Annotated in this window: 21 protein-coding genes; 4 read left to right on the top strand and 17 right to left on the bottom strand. The window is 68.2% G+C overall.

From position 1 onward, the window contains the following. Positions 1 to 34: 34 nt before the first annotated feature. From NV1_RS14370 to lepA, 3 genes are all read right to left on the bottom strand, one after another. Entirely contained in the window at positions 35 to 1807 is a 1773-nt protein-coding gene (locus NV1_RS14370; protein WP_245713718.1) for a P-loop NTPase family protein, read from the bottom strand. Beyond that, positions 1804 to 4404, bottom strand: coding sequence for a hypothetical protein (locus NV1_RS14365; protein WP_067890909.1), 2601 nt, complete (start codon positions 4402 to 4404; stop codon positions 1804 to 1806). Before NV1_RS14365 ends, NV1_RS14370 begins: the two co-directional genes overlap by 4 nt. 192 nt (positions 4405 to 4596) lie before the next feature. Next, positions 4597 to 6456: a translation elongation factor 4 gene (gene lepA / locus NV1_RS14360; protein ID WP_373864613.1), complete on the bottom strand. Its 1860-nt coding sequence runs from the start codon at positions 6454 to 6456 to the stop codon at positions 4597 to 4599. A 303-nt stretch (positions 6457 to 6759) separates the two neighbouring features. Here lepA and NV1_RS14355 point away from each other — a divergent pair, with 303 nt between their 5' ends. The 3 genes from NV1_RS14355 to rpsT all read left to right on the top strand — a co-directional run bounded on the left by NV1_RS14355 (position 6760) and on the right by rpsT (position 10391). After that, entirely contained in the window at positions 6760 to 9348 is a 2589-nt protein-coding gene (locus tag NV1_RS14355) for a hypothetical protein (RefSeq protein WP_157116905.1), read from the top strand. 57 nt (positions 9349 to 9405) lie between these two features. Continuing rightward, a complete protein-coding gene (locus NV1_RS14350; protein ID WP_067890900.1) occupies positions 9406 to 9975 on the top strand; it encodes a type II toxin-antitoxin system PemK/MazF family toxin in 570 nt (189 codons plus the stop codon). A gap of 152 nt (positions 9976 to 10127) precedes the next feature. After that, positions 10128 to 10391 carry a 30S ribosomal protein S20 gene (gene rpsT, locus NV1_RS14345; RefSeq protein WP_067890898.1) on the top strand — a complete coding sequence of 88 codons (264 nt, stop codon included), beginning with the start codon at positions 10128 to 10130 and terminating at the stop codon, positions 10389 to 10391. Between the two features lie 129 nt (positions 10392 to 10520). Here the strand turns inward: rpsT and holA are convergent, their stop codons facing one another. The 14 genes from holA to NV1_RS14275 all read right to left on the bottom strand — a co-directional run bounded on the left by holA (position 10521) and on the right by NV1_RS14275 (position 25659). Then, the gene (gene holA / locus NV1_RS14340; protein WP_245713717.1) at positions 10521 to 11492 is read right to left on the bottom strand and encodes a DNA polymerase III subunit delta; all 972 of its coding nucleotides are present in this window, start codon (positions 11490 to 11492) and stop codon (positions 10521 to 10523) included. 55 nt (positions 11493 to 11547) lie between these two features. After that, positions 11548 to 13230 carry a ComEC/Rec2 family competence protein gene (locus NV1_RS14335; RefSeq protein WP_067890891.1) on the bottom strand — a complete coding sequence of 561 codons (1683 nt, stop codon included), beginning with the start codon at positions 13228 to 13230 and terminating at the stop codon, positions 11548 to 11550. Positions 13231 to 13241: 11 nt separating this feature from the next. Further along, a complete protein-coding gene (locus NV1_RS43475; protein WP_157116903.1) occupies positions 13242 to 13418 on the bottom strand; it encodes a hypothetical protein in 177 nt (58 codons plus the stop codon). Positions 13419 to 14193: 775 nt separating this feature from the next. Beyond that, the gene (locus NV1_RS14325) at positions 14194 to 15135 is read right to left on the bottom strand and encodes a ComEA family DNA-binding protein (RefSeq protein ID WP_067890884.1); all 942 of its coding nucleotides are present in this window, start codon (positions 15133 to 15135) and stop codon (positions 14194 to 14196) included. A gap of 297 nt (positions 15136 to 15432) precedes the next feature. Further along, a complete protein-coding gene (locus NV1_RS14320; RefSeq protein ID WP_067890881.1) occupies positions 15433 to 16275 on the bottom strand; it encodes a DegV family protein in 843 nt (280 codons plus the stop codon). 22 nt (positions 16276 to 16297) lie between these two features. Continuing rightward, on the bottom strand, positions 16298 to 17017 hold the full coding sequence (gene octT / locus NV1_RS46600) for a diglucosylglycerate octanoyltransferase (protein ID WP_067891849.1): 720 nt from the start codon (positions 17015 to 17017) through the stop codon (positions 16298 to 16300). A 790-nt stretch (positions 17018 to 17807) separates the two neighbouring features. After that, entirely contained in the window at positions 17808 to 18467 is a 660-nt protein-coding gene (locus NV1_RS14310; RefSeq protein ID WP_067890878.1) for a histidine phosphatase family protein, read from the bottom strand. 78 nt (positions 18468 to 18545) lie between these two features. Beyond that, entirely contained in the window at positions 18546 to 18938 is a 393-nt protein-coding gene (rsfS, locus tag NV1_RS14305; protein WP_067890875.1) for a ribosome silencing factor, read from the bottom strand. Further along, entirely contained in the window at positions 18938 to 19582 is a 645-nt protein-coding gene (gene nadD, locus NV1_RS14300; protein ID WP_084525367.1) for a nicotinate-nucleotide adenylyltransferase, read from the bottom strand. The genes rsfS and nadD overlap by 1 nt, the downstream gene beginning before the upstream one ends. A gap of 81 nt (positions 19583 to 19663) precedes the next feature. Further along, positions 19664 to 19849, bottom strand: a complete 186-nt coding sequence (locus tag NV1_RS14295; protein ID WP_067890871.1) for a hypothetical protein — start codon at positions 19847 to 19849, stop codon at positions 19664 to 19666. Then, positions 19846 to 21837 (bottom strand): hypothetical protein, encoded by a 1992-nt coding sequence (locus NV1_RS14290; protein ID WP_067890868.1) that lies wholly within the window; start codon positions 21835 to 21837, stop codon positions 19846 to 19848. Before NV1_RS14290 ends, NV1_RS14295 begins: the two co-directional genes overlap by 4 nt. A 62-nt stretch (positions 21838 to 21899) precedes the next feature. Beyond that, a complete protein-coding gene (locus tag NV1_RS14285) occupies positions 21900 to 23354 on the bottom strand; it encodes a vWA domain-containing protein (RefSeq protein ID WP_067890865.1) in 1455 nt (484 codons plus the stop codon). Beyond that, positions 23354 to 24253 (bottom strand): AAA family ATPase, encoded by a 900-nt coding sequence (locus NV1_RS14280; protein ID WP_067890863.1) that lies wholly within the window; start codon positions 24251 to 24253, stop codon positions 23354 to 23356. Before NV1_RS14280 ends, NV1_RS14285 begins: the two co-directional genes overlap by 1 nt. A gap of 140 nt (positions 24254 to 24393) precedes the next feature. Then, positions 24394 to 25659: a glutamate-5-semialdehyde dehydrogenase gene (locus NV1_RS14275; protein WP_067891847.1), complete on the bottom strand. Its 1266-nt coding sequence runs from the start codon at positions 25657 to 25659 to the stop codon at positions 24394 to 24396. 243 nt (positions 25660 to 25902) lie between these two features. Between NV1_RS14275 and NV1_RS14270 the strand changes: the two genes are divergently transcribed. Continuing rightward, positions 25903 to 26751, top strand: coding sequence for an IclR family transcriptional regulator (locus NV1_RS14270; protein WP_084525414.1), 849 nt, complete (start codon positions 25903 to 25905; stop codon positions 26749 to 26751). Positions 26752 to 26758: the final 7 nt, after the last annotated feature.

Here is a 26758-nt window from a genome sequence, read left to right as displayed (position 1 = left end):
GGCGGGCAAGCACGCCGAAGTCACGGAAGGCGCACTAGCCGTGGATTTCGCGGAGGCGGATCAGGGAGGATTCGATTTCGGTGAGGCGGCGGTCTCGGGCCGGGCCGGACTGTTCGGCTGCCGCCTCCTCCGCGGCGCGCAGGGATTCGTCCACCGAACGCAGTGTCTGACTTGCGATTTCGGTGAAATGGTCGCGCAGCGTACGCTGCACGCCGCGCAGGCGGTGCCGTGACTCCTTGCTGACCTGGAAGATCACATCGTCCATCAGGCGCGCGACGGCCGTCTTGGCCTCGGCCTGACGACGTTCGCGACGCAGTTTGCGATCCTCCCACAGCGCGTTGACGCCCAGCAGTACCGCGGCCGCACCCGAATACCAGTTCACCGGTGGAATGTTCAACACGCTGGCCAGGACCACGCCGACCATCAGCAGACCGCCGTAGGAACCCCGCATGATGTTCAGAATCGGCTGGATCACACCGATTTTCGCCGACGCGAGCGGTTCCAGGGAGGCCACCGGCTCCAGGACGTCGGCCGGATTCTCCAGACGCATATCGGCGAGCACGGCCTCGTAGTCGGTGCCGGGGAACTTCTCCGCGACCTCCTCGGCCAATTCCGCCGAGCGATAGTGCGCGATGACGAAGTTCTCCTCCACCGCCTCGCAGATGCGCGCGTCCAGATCCGCGCCGAATTCCTTCCAGCCGCGCGCCGGATCGCCCTTGACGATCTCGGCCTCGGCGTCGCGGACCAGGCTGCGCAGCCGGTGGCGCAGATCGTGTTCGATATCGGCCATCAGATCCGAACAGCCGTCGGCGAGGGTGATCTGCCAGTTCGCCGAGCGGTGTCGCAGGTTGTCCGCCTCGGCACGTGACTGGCGCAGTTGTTCGGTGATCTCGGCGAACCGCTGCGGATCCCGCAACGTCTCGGCCTCGCTGCGCAGGGCCAGCGCCAGATGGTCGGTGATGGTGCGGATATCGCGCACCGCGGCCTCGCGGGCCAGTGCGTCCGCGCGCCGCAGGACGTACTCGCGCAGATGCTCGATCAGTTGCGGCACACCGGATTCCAGGTCCCGGCGCTGATCCGCACCGGCCCGCAGATGTTTCTCGGCGGAGATCGGCGCGACGGCGAATCCCAGACCCGCCTGGTCCAGCAGTTCGCGATTGCGCTGCTGCACCTGACCCCAGACCGGATATCGGTCGATCTTGTTCAGCACGCAGATCACCGTCGGGCAGACCTGCTGGATCCGCGCCAACAGCACGATCTGTTCCGGGGTGTATTCCTTCCCCGCGTCCGCGACGTACAGCACGGCATCGGCGGCAGCGATCAACGACCAGGTGGTGGGTGTGTCGGCGGGCGCACCGGGCGCGTCCATCAGGACGAACCCCTCGGCCAGCAGCGGACTCGGATCGGTGAACTCGGCGCGGACCACGTCCTCCAGGGACATCGCCGCCGCCGGATTGAGCGGGTCGACCGGCTGACGTTCGGTGCGGCCACCGGCGACCGCGCGCACCAGCGTCGCGGTGGCCTGCGGTCCGTACTCGGCGATCACCGGGACGCTGACCGGACTGTCGGTCGCGCTGACCACGGTCCCGACCAGGCCGTTGACCAGGGTGCTCATCCCGTTCTTGGGTTCGCCGACCACGACCAGCCGCACTCGGGGATCGGCCACCCGGGACCTGGACATGCTCAGCCGGGCGGTCAGGTCTGCCCGTCCGGCCGCACGCGTGAGACCCAGCAACTCGTCGATCTGCCGCAATAGCGGCGCCATCGCGTCGGGATGTTTGGCCGCGGCCGGATCGACCGTGGTCACAGTGCGATATGCGGGTCGGGGGCGGGGTGGATGAGGACGTGCGCCGGATCGACGCCGGCTCCGGGAAGCAGACCGCCGGACAATCCCGCGGGCACCGCGGTCAGACCGGTGTGACCGGAATCCGGCCAGGGCTGATAGGCGCTCGAATCATGCAGCTGCGCAATAGGTTTCGTCGGCAGGTGCGGGATCATGGTGATCTGCGGCACCGTCGGGGCGTGCGGTGTGTGCACGCCGGGCGAGGTACCGTGGCCGCCCGGAATCTGCGGGGCCGTGACCGCGGGAGATTCGTGACCGGGAATTGTCGGCACGCTCGGTTCGCGGGACGGCATCGGAACCTCGTGCGACGGCGTCCAATCGTGCGTCGGTACGGACTGCCGAGTGGGATCGGAGTCATCGGTGGACGCCGGGCCGTGGCTGGGCTGCGAATCGTGCGTCGGCGTCGAATCGTGCGTCGGCGTCGAATCCCGTGTAGGCGTGGATGATCCGTGGCTCGGCACCACGGTGGTCGGCGCGGTCGCGGAGGCCGAGCCGGGTTGTGCGGCCGTGCTCGGGTCGACCGTGGTCGCGCCGGGATGCGAGTCGGTGGTCGTATCGCTCGTAAGGGTCGGACTCGGGTGCTCCGCGATGGTGGAGGTGGCGCCGGAGGAGTCGCTGCCGTGCCTGTGTGACGGCGTTCCCGTCGGAGTGGGCTGGGCGGACGGTCCATGCGCGTGCGACGGCGATGTCGGGCCGTAGGTCGTATGCGTCGGATTCTCGGGATGTAGCGGGAACACACTGCCCGGCTGCGGGAGGGGCGGGAGGGGCGGGATGCTCACGTGCGGGATCGGTAGGTGGTCGAACGTCCCGGTCAGGGGTTGCGCGGACGTCGGCGCGGTGCTCCCGCCGTGCTCCCCGGGCACGGGGGTGGCCGCCGCGGCCGGACCGGGCCTGGGCAGGCCGAGGAATGCCGCGGGCCCGACCGCCGCGGCCGCCCCGAGCGGTATCGGCCCGAGATGATCCGGCAGCGCGCCGGCCAGTATGTGCGCCGTGGCATCCGGGTGCACCGCGGGTTGCAGCGGCGTCGTGACGACCGGTTGCGGAACCGGCGGCGCCACGATCGCCACGACGGCGGGCTGAGGCGCGGTGGCGACCGAGGTCGCGACCGCGGGCGTGGTCACCACCGCGGGCGCGGCGACCGATGCGGGCACGACCGAGACGACCGGTCCGGCCGTGGGCAGTGCCGGGGACAGGGCGACGGTGGCCGGAACGACCGGCGCGGCGGCGATGACGCCCGGGCCCGCGAAACTCACCGGCATCGCCGCACCGGGCACGCCGGACTGCGCGATCCCCGCGCCCGGAGCCACCGGACCGTGGGTGGGTCCCGGCCCATCCGAACCGGGAATCCCTATCCCCGAACGGATTCCGTGTGGCTGACCGGCCAGGCCATGGACGAGTGCGGACTCCGGGTCCGCCGCCGCGGCCGGTGCGGACTCGCCACCGCCCAACCACTGACCGTAGGTGTCGATCTGCTCCCCGATGCCGCCGGCGACACCACCCGCGGCCTGCGCACCGGCGTTCAACCAGACACCGTCCAGTCCGGCGTGTGCGTCGAGGTGCACCTGAACGTCGGCGTAGATGCTCAGCTGGGCGCTGCCCACTCCTTCGAATCCGGAAAGCATGTGCAGCGCATCGTTTTCCGAGCCGAGCGGGCCGAAATTCGTTCCCCCGTCGGCGGCCGCGGCATCACCCAGATCGATCGGCCCGAAACCGTTGCCGGCCTCGGAAATCGAGGCATCGGCCGAATGGACCGGACTCGTGGGCGTCGCGCCCTGGTCATTCTCGGCGGCGATCGGCGCGGCCGCCGGATGGATGCCGGGCAGGCCGAGGTTCGAACCGGCGTTACCGGAATTCAGTTTGGGGATCTGGAATTCGGGAACCGACGGGACATTGGGCATCGCCGGAACGCTCGGCAGATCGAACGGCGAATCACCGGTACCCGGCGTATTCCCGAATCCGGGAATACCGTTGCCCAGCCCCGGGATCCCGTTACCCAGACCCGGCACCCCGTTACCCAGGCCGGGCACGGTGCCCGTACCGGGCAGATGCTCCTCGCCCGTACCCGGCACGGCCCTCTCACTGGGGCCGGGAACCATACTCAATCCCGGTGTGCTGTCATCGGTTCCGGGCATCCCGTTCATCCCGGGAATCTTGCTCAGGTCGGGCTGCTGGGCCGCGGCGGCGGGACCGGTCTCGATCCGAACGTGAAATTCGAAGCCCGGCGGGAGGTTCGGGAATGCGAGCGGCGGATGGTCGGCGGCGGCCGCACCCGGGTGGCCGAGGACAGGCGGAACCGAGTCCGGAGCCGGATCCGGATAGGTGATGACCGGGCTGGGCGCATTGGGCTGCGGATCCTGCAGCGACCAACCCGCGATCCGGCTGGCGTCGTGGGATTCACCGTTCTCCGGAGTGTCGCTGCCCTCGGCGACCAGCGCACCACCGGTGACATACGCCCCTGCCCTGGCGACCCGGGCGACGCCGGTCGCGACGCGGTACGCGGTGTCCCCGGCGTGATCGCCCGGGTCCTCCGCGTCTGCGTCGAGGGGCAGGTCACGCGTCATACACACTCCGCTCTCAGGTGTCCGGCCCGGAGAACCGAACGGGTCTTGCCAACTGTCGAGAAACTGGTAACACCATATTTCCGGATATCCCGGCTGTCACATCCTCCAGACATGGTGAACACCGGATCATGGTGCGCCACACCAGGGTGCCAGTGCGCGGTTCGATTCGAAAGCCCCGAGATCGACCGGCGGCTATTTACCCTTCGGCTTGTCCGACGATGCCTCGGTCGACAATGCGGCGACGAAGGCCTCCTGCGGAACGTCGACGCGTCCGATCGTCTTCATCCGCTTCTTGCCCTCCTTCTGCTTCTCCAGCAGTTTGCGCTTGCGGCTGATGTCGCCGCCGTAGCACTTGGCCAGCACGTCCTTGCGGATCGCCCGAATATTCTCGCGCGCAATGACCTTCGAGCCGATGGCCGCCTGGATGGGTACCTCGAACTGCTGCCGCGGAATGAGTTCGCGCAGTTTGGTCGTCATCTTGTGGCCGTATGCCTGCGCCGCGTCGCGGTGCACGATCGCGGAGAACGCGTCCACGGCCTCGCCCTGCAACAGGATGTCGACCTTCACCAGATCGGCCTCCTGCTCACCGGCCTCCTCGTAGTCCAGGCTCGCGTAGCCGCGGGTGCGGGATTTGAGCGAGTCGAAGAAGTCGAAGATGATCTCCGCCATCGGCAGCGTGTACCGCATCTCGACACGGGTCTCCGACAGATAGTCCATTCCGCCGAGTTCACCCCGCCGGGATTGGCACAGCTCCATGATCGAACCGATGAACTCGCTCGGCGCGATCACCGTGGTCTTGACCACCGGCTCGTACACGTGCCGCAGTTTGCCCTCGGGCCAGTACGACGGGTTGGTCACCACATGCTCGGTGCCGTCCTCGAGCACCACGCGGTAGACCACGTTCGGTGCGGTGGAGATCAGGTCCAGACCGAATTCGCGCTGTAGCCGTTCGCGCGTGATCTCCATGTGCAGCAGGCCCAGGAAACCGCAGCGGAACCCGAAGCCCAGCGCCACCGAGGTTTCCGGGGTATAGGTCAGCGCGGCATCGTTGAGCTGCAACTTCTCCAGCGCGTCGCGCAGATCCGGATAGTCCGAGCCGTCGACCGGGTACAGGCCGGAGTAGACCATCGGACGCGGGTCCTGATATCCGGCCAGCGCCTCGGACGCGCCGTCGCGGGCGGTGGTGACGGTATCGCCGACCTTCGACTGCCGCACATCCTTCACACCGGTGATGAGGTATCCCACCTCGCCGACGCCCAGGCCCTGCGTCGGCTTGGGCTCCGGGGAGACGATGCCGATCTCGAGCAGTTCGTGGGTCGCGCCGGTGGACATCATCTTGATCTTCTGGCGCGGGGTGAGCTTGCCGTCGACCACACGCACATAGGTGACCACGCCGCGATAGGTGTCGTAGACCGAGTCGAAGATCATCGCGCGGGCCGGGGCGTCCGCCTCGCCCACCGGCGGCGGGACCTGCTCGATCACCGCGTTCAGCAGTTCGGTGACGCCGACGCCGGTCTTCCCGGACACGCGCAGCACGTCCTCGGGCTCGCAACCGACGATATGGGCGAGTTCGGCGGCGTAGCGGTCCGGATCGGCGGCGGGCAGGTCGATCTTGTTCAGCACCGGAATGACCGTCAGATCCTTGTCCAGCGCCAGATAGAGGTTGGCCAGCGTCTGCGCCTCGATGCCCTGCGCGGCGTCGACCAGCAGGATCGCGCCCTCGCACGCCTCCAGCGCCCGGGAGACCTCGTAGGTGAAGTCCACGTGACCGGGCGTGTCGATCAGGTGCAGGACATAGTCCGAACCGTCGACGGACCAGGGCAGCCGCACGTTCTGGGCCTTGATGGTGATACCGCGCTCACGCTCGATATCCATCCGGTCCAGGTACTGCGCGCGCATCGCCCGTTCCTCGACAACTCCGGTGAGCTGCAGCATGCGATCGGCCAGGGTCGATTTCCCGTGGTCGATGTGCGCGATGATGCAGAAGTTCCGAATTTGCGACGGATCGGTAAACGTGGTATCGGCGAAGCTGGGCACTGGGCTCCTGGTCACGAAGGGTATTCAGGCGGCATCCATGATCCCATGAGCCCGCACCGCCCCCGCCCCGAGGTCCGGACTGAGCCCCGGCACCCGGCTGCGACCGGCCGAGGCCGGCCGGTTCGTGCCACCCGGAGTGCACCGCGGCGAGAACGAGCGCGTTCACGTCTCATTAATCAACTATTGGGCGTCTCGCCAAGCTTTGTGCACCTGCAGTGCGGATTCGGCGAACGCAGCGGAATGTAATGTTCGTCGGGTAGGAAAATCGCGATCATAGACCCGAAAGATATCCTCGAGCCAGCAATGAAATTCTCGTCGATGGATTTACTGGATAAACGCGCCACGGCACCGCGCCTCGACATTTCCACGAATGTCGGCTCCCGTGCGATATGGGAACGCGAGATGCTGTTCTGGGATGCTCGGCGCTGGCATCCCCGCACGGTGTGGAAGCGAGTGCGGACGTGGGTCGGTACGACCCGGCGACGCCGCTGGACGACCGGGATCACCGCCGCACTGACCGTGTTCTTCCTGGTGCCCGGCATCGTCGGGGCGGCGGCGCGGGCGCAGACCGGCGTCGCGGCCGGTTCCGATCGGACCACCGGTGTCACCTCGTCGGTCATCAGCGCGTTGAGCTGGATGTCGATCAAGGATTCGTCGGGTGCGCCGCTGTCCAACTATTTGTTCGTGACCGATCACGGCAGCCTCTTCCACCCTGGAAACACCATTCTGTCGGTGATTATCGGACTGGAATTCATCGGTTGGTTGGTTATCGTGATCACCGCGATCTGGTTGATCGGCTTCGCATTGAGCTTCCAGTGGTTGAATCTGGTCGCTGAAGCGCTGCACGGAGTGGCCGACAGCCTGACCGGACAGCTCGCGACACCGCTGATGCTGGTGACCGCGACGACGATCGGCGCGTTCTTCGTGGCGTATTTCGTGGTCCGCGGCTTCTACAGCAAGGCGACCGTGCAGGTGGTGACCATGATCGTCATCGCCATGCTGAGCCCGCTGTTCCTGGCGAATCCGCTCGCGGACGTACTGGATTCCGACGGATTACTGGCCCAGGGGCGAAATGTGGGGATCTCGGTGGCCGCCGGGCTGAACGGGGACAGCAGTCCGGATCCGACACAGCTGGTCGCGACGATCGAAGCGGATATGGCCGACAATTTCGCGCGCAAACCCGCCGAGGTGTGGAATTTCGGGCATACGCTGTCCTCGACCTGCCAGAATTACTACTCGGCGGGCATGATCTCCGGCAGCGAGAGCGCGATCAAGAACGGAATGAAGATCTGCGGTGACACCACGGCCTATTCCGCCTCGTCGAATCCGACCATGGGCCAGATCGGCTCTGGGCTGGTACTACTGATCTCCGGCACCATCATGCTGCTGTGGGCCGCCTATCTGGCGATCAGAATCATCTGGTCCGCATTCGACGCCATCTATCACGGTTTCCTGACGATATTCGGATTCGCGGCGGGCGGCTATGTATACGGGCCGACGCAGATATTCACGATTCACAACGTCGTGGACGGATTCATCGCCGCCGCACGGATGATGGTCCAGGTCATCGCGCTGGGGGTGTACGTGCTGTTCATCGGTGATCTGTTCACCGAGGCGAACGGTCAGGTCATGACGGTGTTCGTGATCGGGGCGGTCGTGGAGGTCATCTTCATCTTCCAGTTCGGCCGGTTGACCGCGGCGGTGACTCGCGGCAACGGTTGGGTGACCGGGCATCTGACCGCGGCGATCTCATCCGGGCGCGGGAGCGCCGGATCGGGCGGCGGTGGGGGTGGGAGTGGGACGCCCCCTCCCTCGGCGCACACACTCGCGGCCAATCGGATGCTGCTGAATCTGAGCGCACTGAACTGGGTGGCCACCTCACCGGTGACCGCCTGGGCGATGGGTAAGACCCGCAACCCGCTGAATCCCTATGCGCGGATGGAGAAACGGGCACAGGTGAAGGACTGGACGTACAAGAACACTCCGTGGTACCTCCAGGCCCAGTCGCAGCAGTACATCGATCGGCGCGAATACATGCACAGGGCACGCGCGGCCGCACAGGCGAACGGCGGCGTGCGCAGCTACCGCGGCGCAGGTTACGCGCTCGCGGCACTGCGTCACCGCGGCGTGAACGCGTACACGTCGTACGGCCCGATGGAAATGGCCGGGCTCGAGGACCGGGATATGGTCGACAATGTCATCTCGGCGTGGGTGCAGGCGGGTTTGATCTCCGATTCGAATACCTTCAAGGACAAGAATCTCGGCCTGCTGGTGGCGGCGACTCAGCGCACCATGAACTCGGCGGACGCACTCGTTCAGGGGACGCGGGGAGCAACAGCCGGTAAGGCGGCGGGCAACATCGCCGCAATGCAGCAGGCCATGCTCGAATACCGGGACCGCATCAGGAAGTTCGGAAACGTCCAGCTGGACGAGGGCCGGGCGAACGGAGTGGAGCGGCAGTACGTCGAGGACTACATGCTCGCCCCGACCGAGGCCAAGATCAAGGCCCTGCAACAGTGGTCCAACGGCCATCATCGAATTCCGGCGCTGAAGAAGGACAATCCCGGCGATCCCGACACGAGCGCCGAGAATTACGAGCTCGTCCAGTCGCTGACTCGGCTCGACGGAATGGATGCCACACAGGCACAGCGCATGATGAACTGGATCGCCACCACCGAGTCGCAGCAGATCGAGGGCGTGGTCGACGCCCTCGTCGCGGATCCCACGAATCCGGAGAACTTCCGCAGGGCACGGCACGTCATCAACGCGGCGCAGAACACCGACCAGTGGCTGACCGGCTCCGCTCGCACCGGCGCGAACTCGTTGAACCCGCCGGGGACGCGCCCGCCGTCCGATCCCGGCCACTGGGCGCGAGCGCTGCGACCGGTGGGCAAGCTGCTGCGCTGACTTCGTACTACCAGGCTGGGATGAGAACGACGGATTCCGCCGTTATGCTCGCGGACTATGGCCGGTACGTGGAGCTCACTAGGCAGGCAGCTGGGAACCCTCGCCCGGGAACAGGGGCCTCGGATCGTCCGACAGCAGGCTCCCAAACTGGTCGATCGGATGCAGCGCGCGGCGATCTGGGATCGAGCGGTGGGCAAGCGCCGCCCGGCCGGGGTGGCGGTGCGACCGGCTGCGTCGGTTCCGGTGCCGACGCGCGAGCGGGCCCGCCAAGTGGTCTACTGCCCGCGTCTGGACGGACGGGCCGATCCCGGTGAGATCGTGTGGACCTGGGTGCCTTTCGAAGAGAATCCGAACGAGGGCAAGGATCGCCCGGTGCTGGTCGTCGGCCGGGCGGGGACCACGCTGCTGGGGTTGATGCTCTCCTCGAATCCGGAACGTTCGCGTGACCATCACTGGGTCGAGATCGGTTCGGGCCCTTGGGATTATCAGGGCCGGACGAGTTGGGTGCGGCTGGATCGGGTGCTCGACGTCCCCGAGGAGGGCATCCGGCGCGAGGGGGCGATCCTGCCGCGCCGTACCTTCGATGTCGTGGCGCATCGCCTGTGCCAGGAGTACCAGTGGCAGTGACCAGGGTGATTTCACTCGGAGTCCACCTGGCTGGTACTCTCGATCGTCGGTGCGGCGCTACCCGGTCATCATGATTTCGGTGTAGTGCGCCCAGAGACTTCCCGGTAGTACAGAACACACCACACAGACGACAGGAATCAGAGGAACTACGCGTGGCCAACATCAAGTCCCAGATGAAGCGGATCCGCACCAACGAGGCGGCGCGTCTGCGCAACCAGTCGGTGAAGTCCGCGCTGCGCACCTCCATCCGCAAGTTCCGCGAGGCCGCCGCGGCCGGTGAGAAGGACCAGGCCAAGGATCTGCTGGTCACCGCGAGCCGCAGCCTCGACAAGGCCGCCTCCAAGGGCGTCATCCACGCCAACCAGGCCGCCAACAAGAAGTCGGCGCTGGCGCTGGCCTACAACAAGCTCGGCTGATTCGTCGCGGTAGCACCTACCGCATACGCTTCACGGCCGCCGTGGCAGAGGGTCTGCGTGAGCAGACGACCACGGCGGCTTTTGTCGTGCGCGCACCCTTGCGGCCGAGGCGGGCACGGCGACCGCGGCTCAGGCCGCGCCGTGCAGGTCCAGGATGGTGGACAGCGCGTGTTCGAGGGCGTAATCCGTATCCGCCGCGCCACCCTTGACGTCCGCGTTGAGGGTCGCGACGATTTGCAGGGCCGAACCGATTGTCGCGGCCGTCCAGCCGCGAGCCTGGCCCTGAGCCTTCTTCACTTTCCAGGGCGGCATGCCGAGCTGGGAGGCGAGTTTGAACGGGTCGCCGCGACCCGCCGAGCCGACGCGAGCGATGGTGTGCACCGAATCGGCGAGGGCGTCGGCGAGCAGGACCGCGGGCACGCCGCGATCGGTTGCCCAGCGCAGCGCCTCCATCGCGGCGGGACGATCCCCCGAGACGGCCAGATCCGCGACATCGAATCCCGTCACCTCCGCCCGGCCCGAATAGTAGCGGCGCACAGCGGCGATATCGACCTTGCCGCCGGTATCGGCCGCCAGCTGAGAGCAGGCCGCGGCGAGTTCACGTAGATCCGACCCGACCGCCTCCAGGATGGCCTGTACCACCTCGGCCTGAACCCGCAGCCCCGCGGAACGGAACTCGTTGCGCACGAACTCGACCCGTTCACCCGCCTTACCGACCTTGGCGCAGTTGTGCGTGACCGCACCCGCCTTCTGCAGCGCCGGGGCCAGCGCCTTGGCGCGCCCGCCACCGGAATGCAGGACGACCAGGATCACGCCCTCCGGCGGTTCGGCCGCGGCATCGGTGATCACCGCGACCGCGTCCTTACCCGCCTCGGCCGCGGATTCCAGAACGATCACCCTGTCCTCGGCGAACAGCGACGGACTCAGCAACTCGGCCAGCTCGGCGGTGCTCGCATCGCCGGCCCGCAACCGATCCACCGCTAGCGCTTCGGGGTCCGGGGCGACCGCGCGCACACCGGAGACGATCGAGGCGACCGCGCGCTCGATGAGCAACTCTTCCTCACCGAGCACGAGCTGGACAGAGGCAGGACGATCGGTCACGTCCCGCATCCTACGGTGGGCCCCCGACAGCGCCGCACCTCGCCGCCGCAACGGATCACCTCCGCAACCGGTTGCCCCGACGACCGGGATGCCCAACGAGATCGTGCGGCCGATCACACTGACGGACTCGGCCGGTGATGACGGCGGTCTCGCGGCGAGTGTCACCGAGTTGCCCGGCCCCCCGCGATTCTCCTTCCGGCGGACCGAGGCACGAGGGATCCGCCGGGCGGGTGACGCGGTGGAGCAGGACCAGGAGACCTGCGACGAGTATCGCGGTGGCGAAACCGCCGCGCGGCCCGTCCGGTAGCGAGACCGAAATACCCAGTGACGCACCGCGTTCGGCGACGAACAGCAACCACCACAGCGGCGGTCCGGTCAGCCGCAACACCAGCACACCGGCGGGCAGCCACGTACAGGACAGCACCGCGCCGATCGCGCCGACCACCGTGATCGGGGCGATAACCGGCTCGACCAGCAGATTGGCCACGATGGCGAGCAGTCCGACATGTCCGGTGAGCGCGACGATCAGCGGTACGGTCAGCAGGAAGGCGGCGGTGGCGACACCCACCGCCTCGGCAGGACCGCGCCGCCAGCCACGTTCCTCGAGCCAGTGCGACCATCGCGGCGCCAGAACGATCAGCCCGACCGTCGCGAGTACCGACAGCGCGAATCCGATATCCAAGGCCAACTGCGGGGACCACCCGATCAACCCGATCGTCGCACCGCACAACGCGGGCAGAGCCTGCTTGCGCCGGCCGAGCAGCACCGCGAGCAGGGCCACAGCACCCATCACCGCCGCGCGCAGCACCGTCGGAGAGGGACGTGCCAGAACGACGAAACCGACGAGAGCCAGCGCCGCCAGCACCGCGCCCACACGTGGATCGATGGTCAGCAGACGCACCGAAATCAGCACCGCGGCAAGCACGATCGTTACGTTCGTACCCGAGACGGCCACCAGATGTGAGAGTTCGGTGTGCTGGAAATCCTCGCGCACGTGATCGGGCAGGCGGGACACATCGCCATCGACCAGCCCCGGCAGTAGTCCGGCCTCTGTACTCGGCAGGGCGCGCGAGGCCGCCGCGGCGAAGTGCGCGCGGACCGATCCGGCCGCGCGCTGCCACCACGGCGGGCGCTCGACGGTGACCGGAGGCCCCTGCGCCCGCAGCACCGCCACTGTCAGATCTCGCCGCCACGGCCGATCCAGGCGCGCCCGGAAACGCACCGCCTGCCCCGGCAACAGTCCTGGCCACCCGGTCCGCGCGGCAAGGACGATGACCGAACCACCCGCGCGCACCGGCGCCCTTCCGTACCGGTACTCCCGCAAATCCGCCTCGACCATCCACTGCCGACCGCCGAAAGATCTGGCGGGCAACGGTTTCGGATCGTCGGTCGGCACGACTGTGACCGTGAGAGAGGTGCCCACCGCCGCAGTGCGCAACGGATGCGTCGCAACCCGATACTCCCGCCACGCCGCGGCGGTCCCGAACCCCGCACCCGCGACCACAGCGGCCAACAGCACCGCGGCAGCCATCCGCAACCCGTCCCCGTGAGCCCGAACCGCACACACCCCCGCCACGATCGCCACCCCGACCAGCACCCCCACCACCAGCAGCCCTGTCCGCCACCCCGCCAGCACAGTCACAATCGTTGTCCCCCAACACAACACAGCCGCCGGAACCAGCCGCGCATCCAGCACCTGCGGCAGCAGCACCGCGTCCCCGTCCGCCCGCTCCCCCACCCCACGCCCCCTCATTCGAGGTCCCCGTTCACGCCGGTGATCAGCCTCGTTGGGGAAACGAAGCGCCCTGATTCCAATTCGACGACGCGTTCCTCGGGAACATCCCACATGCGCGGATGCGCGACGATGCCGATCGGCAGCATGAGGGGCGCATCCTGATCCGCGACCGGGGCGGCGAGCACAACCACATCCGGCCCGTATGCCTGGCTGCACGCCCTGGGCGGATTCATCGGGCGTCCGCCTTGGATACTCCGCCGTTTGCCGCAGCGGGAAATGGGCGGACGCGCCGCTTGTACCGCATGACAGATTCTTGAAAGCGCTGCCGGCCGGGTGGGGGCGCTGCCGATGGCTGTGGAGCGAAGCGGTCCACCAGCATGAATCCGGGCAGAAACCGACGTTCGCGCGCCTCGCGAAGCCGCTGACCCGAGCGCGAGCGACGATGCCGTGGCTGCGCGAAGGTTCTCCAGTCGCCCCAACAACAAACGCTGGCTGATTACGCGCGGTTGCCGGACGAGTCCTTCACCGTGAAGGGGCGTGGTCGCCCGAAGGTCAAGTGCCGCAGAACTTCCGTGCCGTCGCAGGAATATCCGAGGCGAGGGCCCTCGATCCGTGCGGGCCGATTGATACTGCCCAAGGGCATCACGATTTCGCTCGTCTGGCCGCGAGAATTGCCGTCCGAGCCGACATCGGTCCACCTCAGCCGGGACAGTCTCGGGCACTGGCATGCCTCCTTCGTCGTGCGCCGGAAAATCGCGGACCGTCCACGCGGCCAGGGCGGTATCCGAATCGACTGGGGTGTGACCACCACGGCGACCACCACCGATCCTGCCTTCGATCTCTCGCATACGGCAGAACGGGGCCACGCCGGTGTTGAGGGTGTAAGACAAGCGGATTCACCTGCTCCGGTGGTGGAATCGGTTGCGGTCCGAGCTGGAAATCTCCCGCCTTCAGGCGGTAGGACCGTTAAAGCGTCACCAGGTCGCGAAGGCGGTTGAGGCGGGATTGGCCCAGGCCGGGGATTTCGGCGAGTTGGTCGACGGTGGTGAAGGGGCCGTGTTCGGTGCGCCAGGCGATGATGCTGCGGGCCGTCGCGGGACCCACGCCGGGGAGTTCATCCAGTTCGGATTCGGTGGCTGTATTGAGATTCACCTTGGCCGCGGCGGCCGAGGCGGTGCCGGAAGCGGCATTGGCGCGCTCACTGCCGGATATCACCGCGCTGCCGAGCTGGGGTACGCCTTCCTGCGGGTCCAGCGCGCCGACGATGATCTGATCGCCGTCGGCCAGTCGTTGGGCGAGATTCAGGCGCGCCAGGTCGGCGCCTTGCCTGGCCACCGCGATCGCCACGGCATCGGCGACCCGGGAGCCCGCCGGAAGGTGCAGCAGACCGACATGCTCGACCAGCCCGACGACACTGACCACCAATTCAGCCGGTCGGCTCGGTGCGGGCGCGGGCGTGGTTGGTTCGGCCGATGCGCCGGATGCGACGGGCACAGCCGCCACCGCCGAGGTCTGCACCACCGGCAGAGGTGGAACCGGCTGCGCGACAGGACTTTCCCGCTGTGTGACCACGACCGCCAGCAGCACCGCGACAACACCCACGACCGCGAGAACCAGCACCCCGCGCCGTCCCGGATGCAGCCGGACCCCACGGAACCGCCCGGGCACCAACCGCTCGTGCCACAGCGAAACGCTGCCCACCGGCTCGCTCAACCAGTCCGGGGTATTCGGCGCTCCCGACGCCTCGTCGTCCCATCCCCCGGACGTTTCGCGGCCGGTTTCGGACTCCTCGAACTCGACCTGCTCGGCGTCCCACCGTCCCCCGCGCATCGCCGATCGGCCGGGGGCCTGCCCATCGAGCGCCCCCAACCGCTCTCGAACCCGCATCCGCTCGTCATCGCGCGCCATATCAGCCACCGTAGGACCGAGATCCCGGCTCCCAGCCGTGCCGACCTGCGGCTATATCTCCCCTGTGGACAACCCATCCGCTGTGGAGAACACACCCGACCGGACCCGCGCATGTCGGTCCCCCTGTGCTGATGCCGAGAACCATTCCGCCGCCTGCGACCACCCGGACCCCAGCAGATCCGAGCCGGGCAGGGGTACTGCGACCGCGAGAGCGAACCAGATTCTGCGACAGCGATATTCGGGCAGGAAGACGGCCGGGGCCACGGCCCGTCGCAGACTTCGGGCACGCCCGGAAGGTCAGCCGCAGCCGCCGGGGACCACCAGTACACCGACCGCGCCCGAGCCGAGGTGCACCCCGAGGGTCGGGCCGAATTCCGCGGTGATCAACTCGCGGATATCGGGTATCAGCTCGGTGAGCTGGGTGGCGAGGGTGAGAGCGGCGTCGGGGGCGGCGAGGTGTTGAACGGCGATCGCCGCACCTGCCTCGCCGGCCGCATCCACCGCCGCGGCGACGAGTTTCGCGTAGGCCTTGGACCTGGTACGTGCCTTCTCGCGCAATTCGAGGCGGCCCTCGACCATCTGCAACAGGGGTTTGGTCACCAGTTCGGTGCCGAAGAACGCGGCGGCACTGCTGAGCCGTCCGCCGCGGCGCAACTGCTCGGTGCGGTTGACCATGATGAACGCCCGGCTCCGCCCCGCCGAGGCGACAGCCGCGTCGTAGACGATGTCGAGCCCCGCGCCGGCCCGGGCGCGCCGCGCCGCGGCCAGGACCGGCAGGCCCGTGCCGAGTCCGGCGCCGAGCGAATCCACCAGGCGAACCCGGTCGGCGGCGTCCATATCGCGGATGGCCTGCCGCCCGGCCTCCCAGGTCGCCGAGAGCTGACGGGAAATATGTACGGCCACAACGCCGTCGCCATCACTGAGTTCCAGCGCGCGCTCGTAGACAGTGCGCAGCTCACCCGGGGAGGCGGCCGAGGTGCTCACCGTCGCCGAGGCGTAATCGATGGCGCATTCGTCCACGCCTTCGCGAATTTCGCGATCGTCCACCAGCACATGCAGCGGCACCACGAGAATGCCGAGGTCCGCCACAAGATCGGCGGGCAGGCTCGCGGAGGAGTCGGTCACCACCACGACGGACATTCGCCCCGAGGCCTTCCCATCGTCAGCAACTCACCTCCGAGATCACCTTCACCATCGCCCGCGCGACCGCGGTATGCCCCTCCCAGCCCCAGTGGATGCCATCCGGGTTCGATTCGCCGTGGAAGACGTTGTCACGCACGGCCTCACCCAGATCAACCAGCGGCACAGCGGTTTTCGCGGACCATTCGCGCAACGCCCGCACCGCCGGCTCGCGACCGGTGTGCACCCGGCCGTACGCCTCGCAGTCGTGCACCGACGGCAGCACACCGACCATCGGCAACTCGGGACGCAACTGCGCCAACGAGATACGGGACTGCTCGAGGTAGTCGATGCTCACATGCGGCGGGAGCGCAACCGGCCGCCCCAGTTTCGACAACCGCGGCTGCAACCAGTTGTAGCCGTCGCGCACCCGCCGCCGCACCGACGGCGGCCGGACGTAGCGGATCAACTCACGCAACGCGGTCGGCAGCGGCGAGGGCAGCGAGTCCATCCCGCCGGTCGCGAACACCACCGCACCGGCCCGCGGCACCGCGGCCCAGACCCGCGGGTCACCGATCAGCGCCCAGTAGGCGTCGCGGCAGGTCCAGCCGATCCGCCCGATCAGCTCCACATCCCAATCCAGTTCCGACGCAACCAGATTGGGCCAGATACGCGGATCGTCGGCAGGCAGGCCGCCCTTGGGCCCGAAGTACGCCAGCGAATCGGCGATCACGAGCAGAACCGGCCGACCGGATCCCCCCATACCGTCGCCCGCCACAGAGCGGTCCTCGGCGCCGGCCGGAACAGCGTCGTCGGCCGTGACCTCGACCCCGGCGGCCGAACCATGCTCGCCCGAAACGGCTTCCGACTCCGCAACGGGCGGTTCGAGCTGGACAACCTCGCCCGAGGCCGCGGAACCGGCCTCGGACGATTCCGCTACGATAGCCGAGTTTCCCTCGGCAACAACGATATTCGTCGATACAGCCGATGCGGAATCGACACCTTCCGCATCCGACGATGCAGCTGCCCGGTCCATCGTCGCGGCCCCGGCATCGGACGATCCGCCGCTCGAAACTTCCTGATCGGCAGCGGAATTCGCGGCAACGGGACCATCCGCGATCGCGGACTCGGCATGCGGCACCGGATCGCCGGAATCGTCGGCGACCACAGTGGATTCGGAGCGCACCGAGACCCCGGGCGGTCCCGTATCTCCCACGGAGTCCCCCGGGACAGCTCCCGGCCCGGACTGTCCGCCCTCGCCCGCACCCGAGTTCCCCTCCTGCGCAGCCGGTTCCGGCACGGGCCCGCCGAACAGCAGATCCGGCAGATGACGCACGGGCCCCTCGGACGCCTTGCGCAACAACTCGTCGGAGACGGCCCCGTCGCGCTCGGCGCCCGTCGCGCGCGTGCCGGCCGGCTCGTCGCCGGGCCGAGCGGGCGCGGGCCCGCCGAACAGCGCGTCCGGCAGATGCCGGACCGGCCCCTCGGACGCCTTGCGCAACAATTCGTCCGACACCTGCCGGGTATCGTCCCGGTCGTTCGGGGTGGGTTTCTCAGAGGACATCAGGTGCTACCTTCGCCGCCGCGTTCCATACATCCAGCCGCCACCCGGGGCGCTCGATGCTCGGACCGTGACTGCTGAGCTGCACCCAGCTGGTATTCGCCAGTCCACCCAGGACGGGCCAGTTCGCCGCAGGCAGTTCGAGCAGCGCGGCGGTCAGAGCCGCGATCAACCCGCCGTGCGCGACGAGGATGATGGTACGGCCGGGCCAGTCGGCGCGCGCGTCGAACAATTCGCGCACCACCGGCAGCGCCCGCGCACCCACCTCGAGCTTGCTCTCACCGCCGGGCGGGGTGAACGACGCATCCAGCCGCCACTGCTGGCGCGCGCCGGGATAACGTGCGTCCACGTCGATATGAGTCAGGCCCTCCCACTCGCCCAGGCCGGTTTCGCGCAGCCGCTGATCGGGCATCACGCCCAGATCGCTGTGATCGGCCAGAGCGGTCGCGGTGTCGTACGCGCGACGCAGATCCGAGGAGATCAGCGCGATCGGCTCGACACCCATCAGCTCGCGGGCCGCATCCTTGGCCTGCCGACGGCCGAGTTCGCTCAGATCGGTGTCGTACTGGCCCTGCATACGGTCGGCAGCATTCCATTCGGTCTGGCCGTGCCGCAGCAAAATCAACCGGCGAACGCCGACGTGCTTAGTCATCTGTATCCGTATCCGTCTCCGACGCCCAGCCGACCACCGGACGGCGTGTGCTCGGCCACGCCGTCGCGGATCCGTCCGTCACTCGGGCGATCCGTCCGCCGTCCCGGCCTTGCCGATCCCCTCGACCGGCACCTGCGGGCAATCCTTCCAAAGCCGTTCCAGCCCATAGAATTCGCGCTCGTCGCTGTGCTGGATGTGCACCACCACCTCGACGTAGTCGAGCAGCACCCAGCGGCCCTCCCGGGTGCCCTCCCGGCGCACCGGCTTGTGCCCGGCCAGGCGCAACTGCTCCTCGACGGCGTCGACGATCGCGTTGACCTGCCGCTCGTTGGGCGCGGACGCGATGACGAAGCAGTCCGTGATCACCAACTGCTCGGACACGTCGAGCACGACCACATCGGTGGCCAGCTTCTCGTCGGCGGCGCGCGCGGCCACCTGTGCCATCTGCACCGCTTCGGCGGATGCTGTCATTACGCCCGGCCCACCTTCCCGTTCCCTACCGGCACGTACAGATGCCGCTTCGATATGTACTGCACGACCCCGTCCGGCACGAGATACCACACCGGCCTGCCCTCGGCAGCCCGGCGACGGCACTCACTCGAGGAGATCGCCAGCGCCGGGATCTCGATCACGGTCACCGCATCGGGCGGGCTGTCCCGCAGATGCTTCTCCAGATGGTCGGTGTTCAGGTCGTACCCCGGACGGCTCACCCCGACGAACTTCGCCAGTTCGAACAGTTCCGCCCAATCCTGCCATGTGAGGATGCTGGCCAGTGCGTCCGCACCGGTGATGAAGTACAGCTCCGCGCCGGGATACTGTTGTTTCAGGTCACGCAGGGTGTCGACGGTATAGGTGACCTTGCCGCGGTCGATGTCCGCGCGGCTGACCGAGAATCGCGGATTGGACGCCGTGGCGATGACCGTCATGAGATAGCGATCCTCGGCCGGGCTGACCTGTTTACCGGACTTCTGCCACGGCTCGCCGGTGGGGACGAAGATCACCTCGTCGAGCTCGAAACGATGCGCGACCTCGCTGGCGGCGACCAGGTGTCCGTGGTGAACGGGATCGAAGGTTCCGCCCATCACGCCCAGTTTGCGCCGACCTGTTTCCTGCACGACTGCCGAGCTTACTGGGCGGCGTCTCCCGGGCGAGTCACCGCCGCCCGTCGCGGGCGTTCAGCGAGCGCATCTCGGCGCTCAGCGGTGGACCAGCGTCTTGAATCCCGCCGCGGCACAGCGTTCCACCCGGACCACGGACGTGCGGTGGTGGCGGCCGGTTTCGGCGGCGGTGCAGGAGGCCGATCGGGATCCGGCCCACAGACATGCGGCGACCACCGCGAGGACCACCAGGACCAGAGCCGACAGGGGCACCCTGTGGGTCATACCGCGCTCGCCTCCTCTCGCATCGTGTCGAGTTGTCGGCGGGTCTGCAGGAGTTCGCCGCGCACCTCCGGGGAGGCCGCAGTCCGTGCGAGCCGCTCCAAATCTTCCAGCAGAGTCCGCATGGTGGCCAGTCCGACGCGCGGGGCGGCCGCGACCGATTCGCCGCCCCAGAACTGCAGCCACGCCGCCGAACGCAGACTGCGGGCCCGCGGACCGATGCGGTCCAGATCCGCGAAGAGATTCGCGGCACGCAGGTATGCGACCAGCGCATCGGCGTCGCGGCCGCACACCGACAGGGCCGCGGCCTCGGCGTGGACCAGGTCCGCGATCAGCTCGCGCTGCCGCGGATCGTTCTCGATCAGCCGGGCGGCCTCGGCGAATTGCGCCGCGGCGTCGCGGTATCGGTTCAGTGCGTTGAGCGATTCACCGAATTGCCTTCGAATCAGCGCGATCTCGGCTGGCGGGTAGGGAATCGCGTTGTCGGGCAAGGATTGTCCAGAGGAACCGGACTCCAGTGCCAGCGGCTGCTCGAACAGCGCGGCGGCCTCGCCGTGACGGTCGGCGCGGTGATAGGCCCGCGCCGCGACCAGGGTGTGATGCAATGCGTCGGCCGCCGAGAGCGGCTCCCACCGCCAGGCCGCGACGAGCGCCGCGTCGGCCAGGGTGGATTCGCGACCGCGCTGTCCCGAGATCGCCGTCACCAGCAGCGAACTCAACCGGGCCAGTTGCTCGCCGGGCAGTGTCGACGCGCCGGCCTCGAGTGCCCGGCGCAGGCGCCGCTCGGCCCCGGCGGGGTCCACGGCCAAGCGGGCGATGGCCCATTCGGCCAACCGCTCGGTCTCGGGTCGCTGCCCGGGTTCTGTCGCGGGAGCGGCGGGGCGGACCGGAAGCCGCAGATCAGCCACGGCGCGAACGCCGAGGGGCAGGTGATCCACGAGCGGCGCCCGGTGCAGTCGTGCGCGAACGACCGCACCGATCGAATCGGTGCCGTTGCGGGCGTCGAACCGGGCACACAGCCCGTCGACCTCCGCGGTGAGCGTCGCCAGTGATACCTCGGCCGCGCTCTCGCCGACGCGCACGTCACCGTGTCCGAGTTCCACCAACCGCCGCAGCAGTACGCAGACGCCGGTGAGGAATTCCAGCCGCAGATTCGCATCCGTGCCGCTGTCGGTCAGCCAGTCGGCGTGCTCGCGCAGGATGTCCAGGCCGCGAGACTCGTTACCGGTCAGGGCACAGAATTCGATGTGCCGCGCCACCGCGTGACACAGCCCGAGGACACCTCTGACCAGTGGATATCCAGTCAGATGCGCGGCGCGGGCCGCATCGAAGGCCGCGGTGCGCACCAGCGGCAGCAGCGCGTCGGCGCGAACGCGGTGCGGCTCGTGCGCGCACCGTCGCCTGCCGTCCAGCACCGGAGCCCACCGGCGCAGCGCATCGGCGTCCTGTCCGATGCACACCGATAACATTCCGGCCCAATGCGATTCGCATGCTTCGCAATCGGTCATCTCGTCGCGTGGCGCGTCCAGCGCGAGAGCGCGCAGCCGCGCGGCCTCCCCGTACTCGCCGAGATCACGGGCCAGGATCGATCGCAGTTTCAACACCGGGCGAACACTGTAACCCGCTGTGCGATAGCGATTTTCGAGCTCGTCGAACCAGCGGCGGACGGTTCCCAGCGGCACGGCCGGATTGTCGATCAGGTCGCTGGTCATCCATTTCATGTACCAGTGCACCGATCGCGACAGCTCCGCGGTGGCGTCGGGATGCTCGTCGAAGATCCGCAACAGCCGGACGATGGCGATCGGCGCCAGATCTCGTTCTCCCGCATACGTATACGCCTGAATCAGGTCCAGCAGCACCTCCGCCTCCGCGGCCCGATCGGCGCCGGCGCGCGCGGCAGCGGAGAGGTCTTCCAGGCGCCGGGTGCGATCACGGCCCTCGAGCCCCGTGCGGGCACGGGCGAGTGCGTGCCTGATCTCCGCCGAATCCATACGTGGATGATCGCGATTCCCTCATGGGGTGCGCTTAAGAAAACCTAATGATCACCCACCGCTCAGATCGGCAGCAGTCCCCCGACGACGGCGGTCAGCTGCCGGGCCGACCGGCATTCGTACATCTCGACGATCTCCGCGTACCGGCGAGCCGCGGAATCACCGGTGCCCCAGACTTTTTCCGCCTCGGGATTGAGCCAGTACGCATGTTTGGCGGTATCGGCGAGGCGGCGAAGGGTGTCCAGGGCGGGATCGCGATAGTTGGTGCGCGCGTCGCCGAGGATCAGCAGCGAAGTGCGGCTGGTGACCGCGTCCGGCCACTGCTCGGCAAATCCGTCCAGGGCCGCGCCGTAATCGGAATGCCCTTCGAAACCCACCACCTTCGTCTCGGTGAAGATCCGCCGGGTCACCTGATCCAGCGGCGTCACCTGGTCGAACAGGTGCGTCACCTCGTCGGCGCGATCCACGAACGCGAAGATCCGCACCCGGGAGAACTGCTCTCGCAACGCGTTCACCAGCAGCATGGTGAAACTGGAGAATCCCGCCACCGAGCCCGAGATATCGCACAGCAGAACCAGATCCGGGCGGCCGGGACGCGGTTTGCGGGAGACGAGATCGATCGGCACTCCGCCGGTGGACATCGACCGGCGCAGGGTTTTGCGCAGGTCGATCTCCCCGCGCCGGGCGCGACGCCGGCGGGCGGCCAGCCGGGAGGCCAGCACCCGGGCCAGCCGCTGGCTGCTGCGCCGCAGTTCGGCCAGTTCGTTCTCGGAGATGCGCAGGAAATCCGCGTCCTCGGCCTGGCGCTGCACGCCGTAGGTGGCGACTCGTTCGCGACCGATCCGCTCGGCCACCCGGCGCCGGGTCTCCGCCTCGACGGTGCCGCGGAACTCTCTTACCCGTTCCCGCGCCGCGCGCCGCGCGATCTCCGAGCCGAAATCCGAATCGTCCACTCCCGCGGCCAATCCCGCGAGCAACTTGCTCACCAGCAGTTCGGGCTGTACGTCCTTGAGCGTCTGGTAGGCGGAGAACGACGGGCCGTTGGCCGACCGATACTGCCCCATCTGCTCGACCATCTGCGCGGCGAGCTGCTGCAACTGCTGGGCCCGCTCGGCCGAAGGATCCGCGACGAGCAACTCGGCCAACATCTTTCGGAGTTCGAGGATGTCGACCTCACCGTCGGGCCGACGCGGAATCTCCACTTCGTCCGCACCGGTGCGCTCGCCCAGCGCGGCCGGGAACCACAGGTCGAACAGGCCGTCGAAGGTGGCACGCTGCGCGGGGCGTCGCAGCAGCGCGCAGGCCAGCCCCTCGCGCACCATCTCGCGGTCCATCAGATCCAGCACCGCGATGACCTGTCCGGCATCCACCGTCTCCGAGGGCCCGACCGGAATTCCCCTGGCGCGCAACGCCTCCACGAAACCGACCAGATGTCCGGACAGCCCGTGCGGCGCGGCGTCCGGGAGGTCGGCCGGTGGCCGCGCCGCCCCGGACGCCCGGGATCCGCCGCCGAACATCAGGCCAGCTTCAGCTCGGCCAGCGCGCGCTGGTGATCGCTGTGATGTTTGAGCACCACACCGAGGGTGGCGCGCACGGACCTGTCGTCCAGATCCTTCAGGCCCAGGGCCAGCAGTGTGCGACCCCAGTCGATCGACTCCGCCACCGAGGGCAGCTTCTTGAGCTGCATCCCGCGCAGCACGTGCACGATCCGCACCAGCTGCGCGGCGACCGCGGGCTTCAGCTCGGGCACCCGGCTGGCCAGGATCCGGCGTTCGAGTTCCTCGTCCGGGAAATCGATGTGCAGGTAGAGGCAGCGGCGTTTGAGCGCCTCGGACAGCTCGCGGGTGGCATTGGAGGTCAACACCACGAACGGGGTGCGGGTGGCGGTGATGGTGCCCAGCTCCGGCACGGTGACCGCGAAATCGCTGAGCACCTCGAGCATCAGGCCCTCGATCTCGACGTCGGCCTTGTCCGCCTCGTCGATCAGCAGCACGGTGGGGTCACTGCGCCGGATCGCGGTCAACAGTGGGCGCGAGAGCAGGAATTCCTCGCTGAAGACGTCGGATTTCGTTTCCGCCCAACCGTTCTCGGCCGTACCCGACTCCGCGCCGGCGGCACCGGCCTGGATCCGCAGGATCTGCTTGGCGTGATTCCACTCGTACAGCGCCCGCGCCTCGTCGATGCCCTCGTAGCACTGCAGCCGCACCAGTTCCGCGCCCGCGACCTGGGCGACCGCCCGGGACAGCTCGGTCTTGCCGACACCGGCCGGACCCTCGATGAGCAGTGGTTTGCCGAGACGGTCGGCCAGGAACACCGAGGTCGCGGTCGCCTTGTCCGACAGATAGCCGGTCGTGGCGAGTCGGGAGATCACATCCTCGACCGACGCGAAGATCGGTTCGTGCACCGGGGTCTGCACTGTTGGACTCCATCCTTGCGACGTGGGCTGCCACGCCCATCGGCCCTACCGGCCGCCCTTCGACTGTATACCGTACAAACACAAATTACCGGTCAGTAACATTACTTCTCAGTAAGTTGTCTGCCGAGACGCGGTATTCGTCACGCCCTGGTCTGGCCGTCGCCCCACACGATCCACTTGGTGGAGGTGAGTTCGGGCAGGCCCATCGGGCCTCGGGCGTGCAACTTCTGGGTGGAGATGCCGATCTCCGCACCGAAGCCGAACTGCTCGCCGTCGGTGAACGCGGTGGACGCGTTGACCATCACCGCGGCCGCGTCCACCCGTTCGGTGAATTCGCGCGCGGCGCGCAGATCCGCGGTGACGATGGCCTCGGTGTGGCCCGTACCCCACCGGTTGATGTGCTCGACGGCCGCGTCCAGATCGTCGACGACCCGCAGCGCGATATCCAGGGACAGATACTCCTGCGCCCAGTCCTCCTCGGTGGCGGGCACCAGCCCCGGCAGATCACCGTGCACGGTGACGCCGGCATTCTCGAGCGCGCCGATCAGCCGAGGCGCCGCGATTTCCGCGACGGCCCGATCGATCAACACCGTCTCGGCGGTATTGCATACGCTCGGCCGACGGGTCTTGGCATTGAGCAGGATCGACTCGGCCATATCCAGATCCGCGGCGGAGTGCACGTAGACGTGGCAGTTGCCGGTGCCGGTCTCGATGGTGGGCACCTGCGCGTCCCGGACGACGGCCTCGATCAGCCCGGCGCCACCGCGCGGGATCACCACGTCGACCAGACCGCGCGCCTGGATCAGATGGGTGACGCTGGAGCGGTCGTGGCTGGGCAGCAACTGCACCGCGTCGGCCGGAAGTCCCTGTGCGACAAGCGCATCGCGCAACACTTCGACCAGTGCGGCGTTCGAGCGCGCCGCCGAGGAGGAGCCGCGCAACAAGGCGGCGTTACCGGATTTCAGCGCCAGCCCGAAGGCGTCGACCGTGACGTTCGGCCGGGCTTCGTAGACCATGCCGACCACGCCGAGCGGCACCCGCACCTGGCGGATCTCCAGACCGTTGGGCAGGGTCGAGCCTCGGATCACCACACCGACCGGATCCGGCAGCCCCGCGACCTGACGAAGGCCCGCGGCGATTCCGTCGACCCGGGCCGGGATCAGGCGCAGCCGGTCCAGCAACGAATCGGCGGTACCGTCCGCGCGGGCGGCCTCGATATCCTCGGCATTGGCCGCGAGCACCGGCTCCGCGGCGGCGAGCAGGGCGTCGGCACATGCCTGCAGTGCGTCGTTCTTCTCGGCGGTGGTCAGCCGGGCGAGCGCGCGCGAGGCCACCCGGGCCCGGCGAGCCGCGTCGCGCACCGCCGTGCGGACATCGTCGAGACCGGTCGCAGTGCTAGCTGTCATGTCGACCAGGGTACTGACCGGCTGATACATCCCACCCGGGCATCCCCCGAGACCATCGGCTACGAGCAGGGGCACCGGTCAATACGTAGCCCCGGTGACCGGGACGAATCGGTGGAAGATACGTAGTTCCACCGATTCGCCATCCGGCGGCGAGGGTCCACTGTGACTGGTAATACGAATATGCGACCCGAGGATGCCCAGTCCACGGCCTTCGAGACCGCATATGAGCCAACGGAGGAACATATGACCGCCAGCGCGCCGCCCGTCGACGATGGCGCCGTACCCGCCCGCGGCCACGCGACCGAATCCGAGCAGCACCCCGCGAACGGCGCGGCCCGGCCGACCCCGGTGTCGATGATCGAGCGGATGACGCTGATCCTCGACGCGTTCGACGCCACGACTCCGGCTCTGACCCTGCTGGAAATCGTCGAGCGAACCGGACTTCCCCGATCGACCGTGCATCGGATCCTGGACCAGATGATCCGGCTACGCTGGCTCGCGCACACGTCGGGCGGCTACCGGCTGGGTATGCGCACTCTGGAATTGGGCGGACTAGCCGCCGATCACAACGAGACCCGCGATACGGTCGGCCCGCTGCTGCACGAACTGGTCCAACGCACCGGTCTGGTCGGCCATCTGGCCGTGCTGGACGGCCGCGAGGTGGTCTACCTGGACAAGGTCGGCGGCCGGTTCGCCGCCGCACTGCCGACCCGCCTCGGCGGCCGGATGCCGGCGCACGCAACGGCTCTGGGCAAGGCGATGCTCGCGACGCTGGAGCCGCCCATCGCCGAATCCGTTGTCCGGACCCGTCCGGCGCGCCTGACCGCGCGCACGGTCTGCGAGCCCGACGCATTGCGTCGCGAACTCGACCGCATCCGGCTTCGCCAGGGCGTGGCGATCGACCATGAGGAAGCGGTGTCCGGAATCGCCTGTGTCGCAGCACCCGTGCGCGTGCGCGGTGCGGCACCGGCGGCACTCTCCCTGACGGGCCCGGCCGACGCGATGGGTTTCGATCGGCTCGCCCGAGTGGTGCTCGAGGTCGCGCACGAGGCGGGACGCGCCCTGTTCCCGAGACGTCCGCGGAGCCGTTGACCCGACG

The sequence above is a fragment of the Nocardia vaccinii NBRC 15922 genome, assembly GCF_001613305.1.
In the GTDB taxonomy this organism is placed as follows: domain Bacteria; phylum Actinomycetota; class Actinomycetes; order Mycobacteriales; family Mycobacteriaceae; genus Nocardia; species Nocardia vaccinii.
Note: the sequence above shows the minus strand (reverse complement) of the source record. Positions and strands in the feature narration are given on the sequence as shown.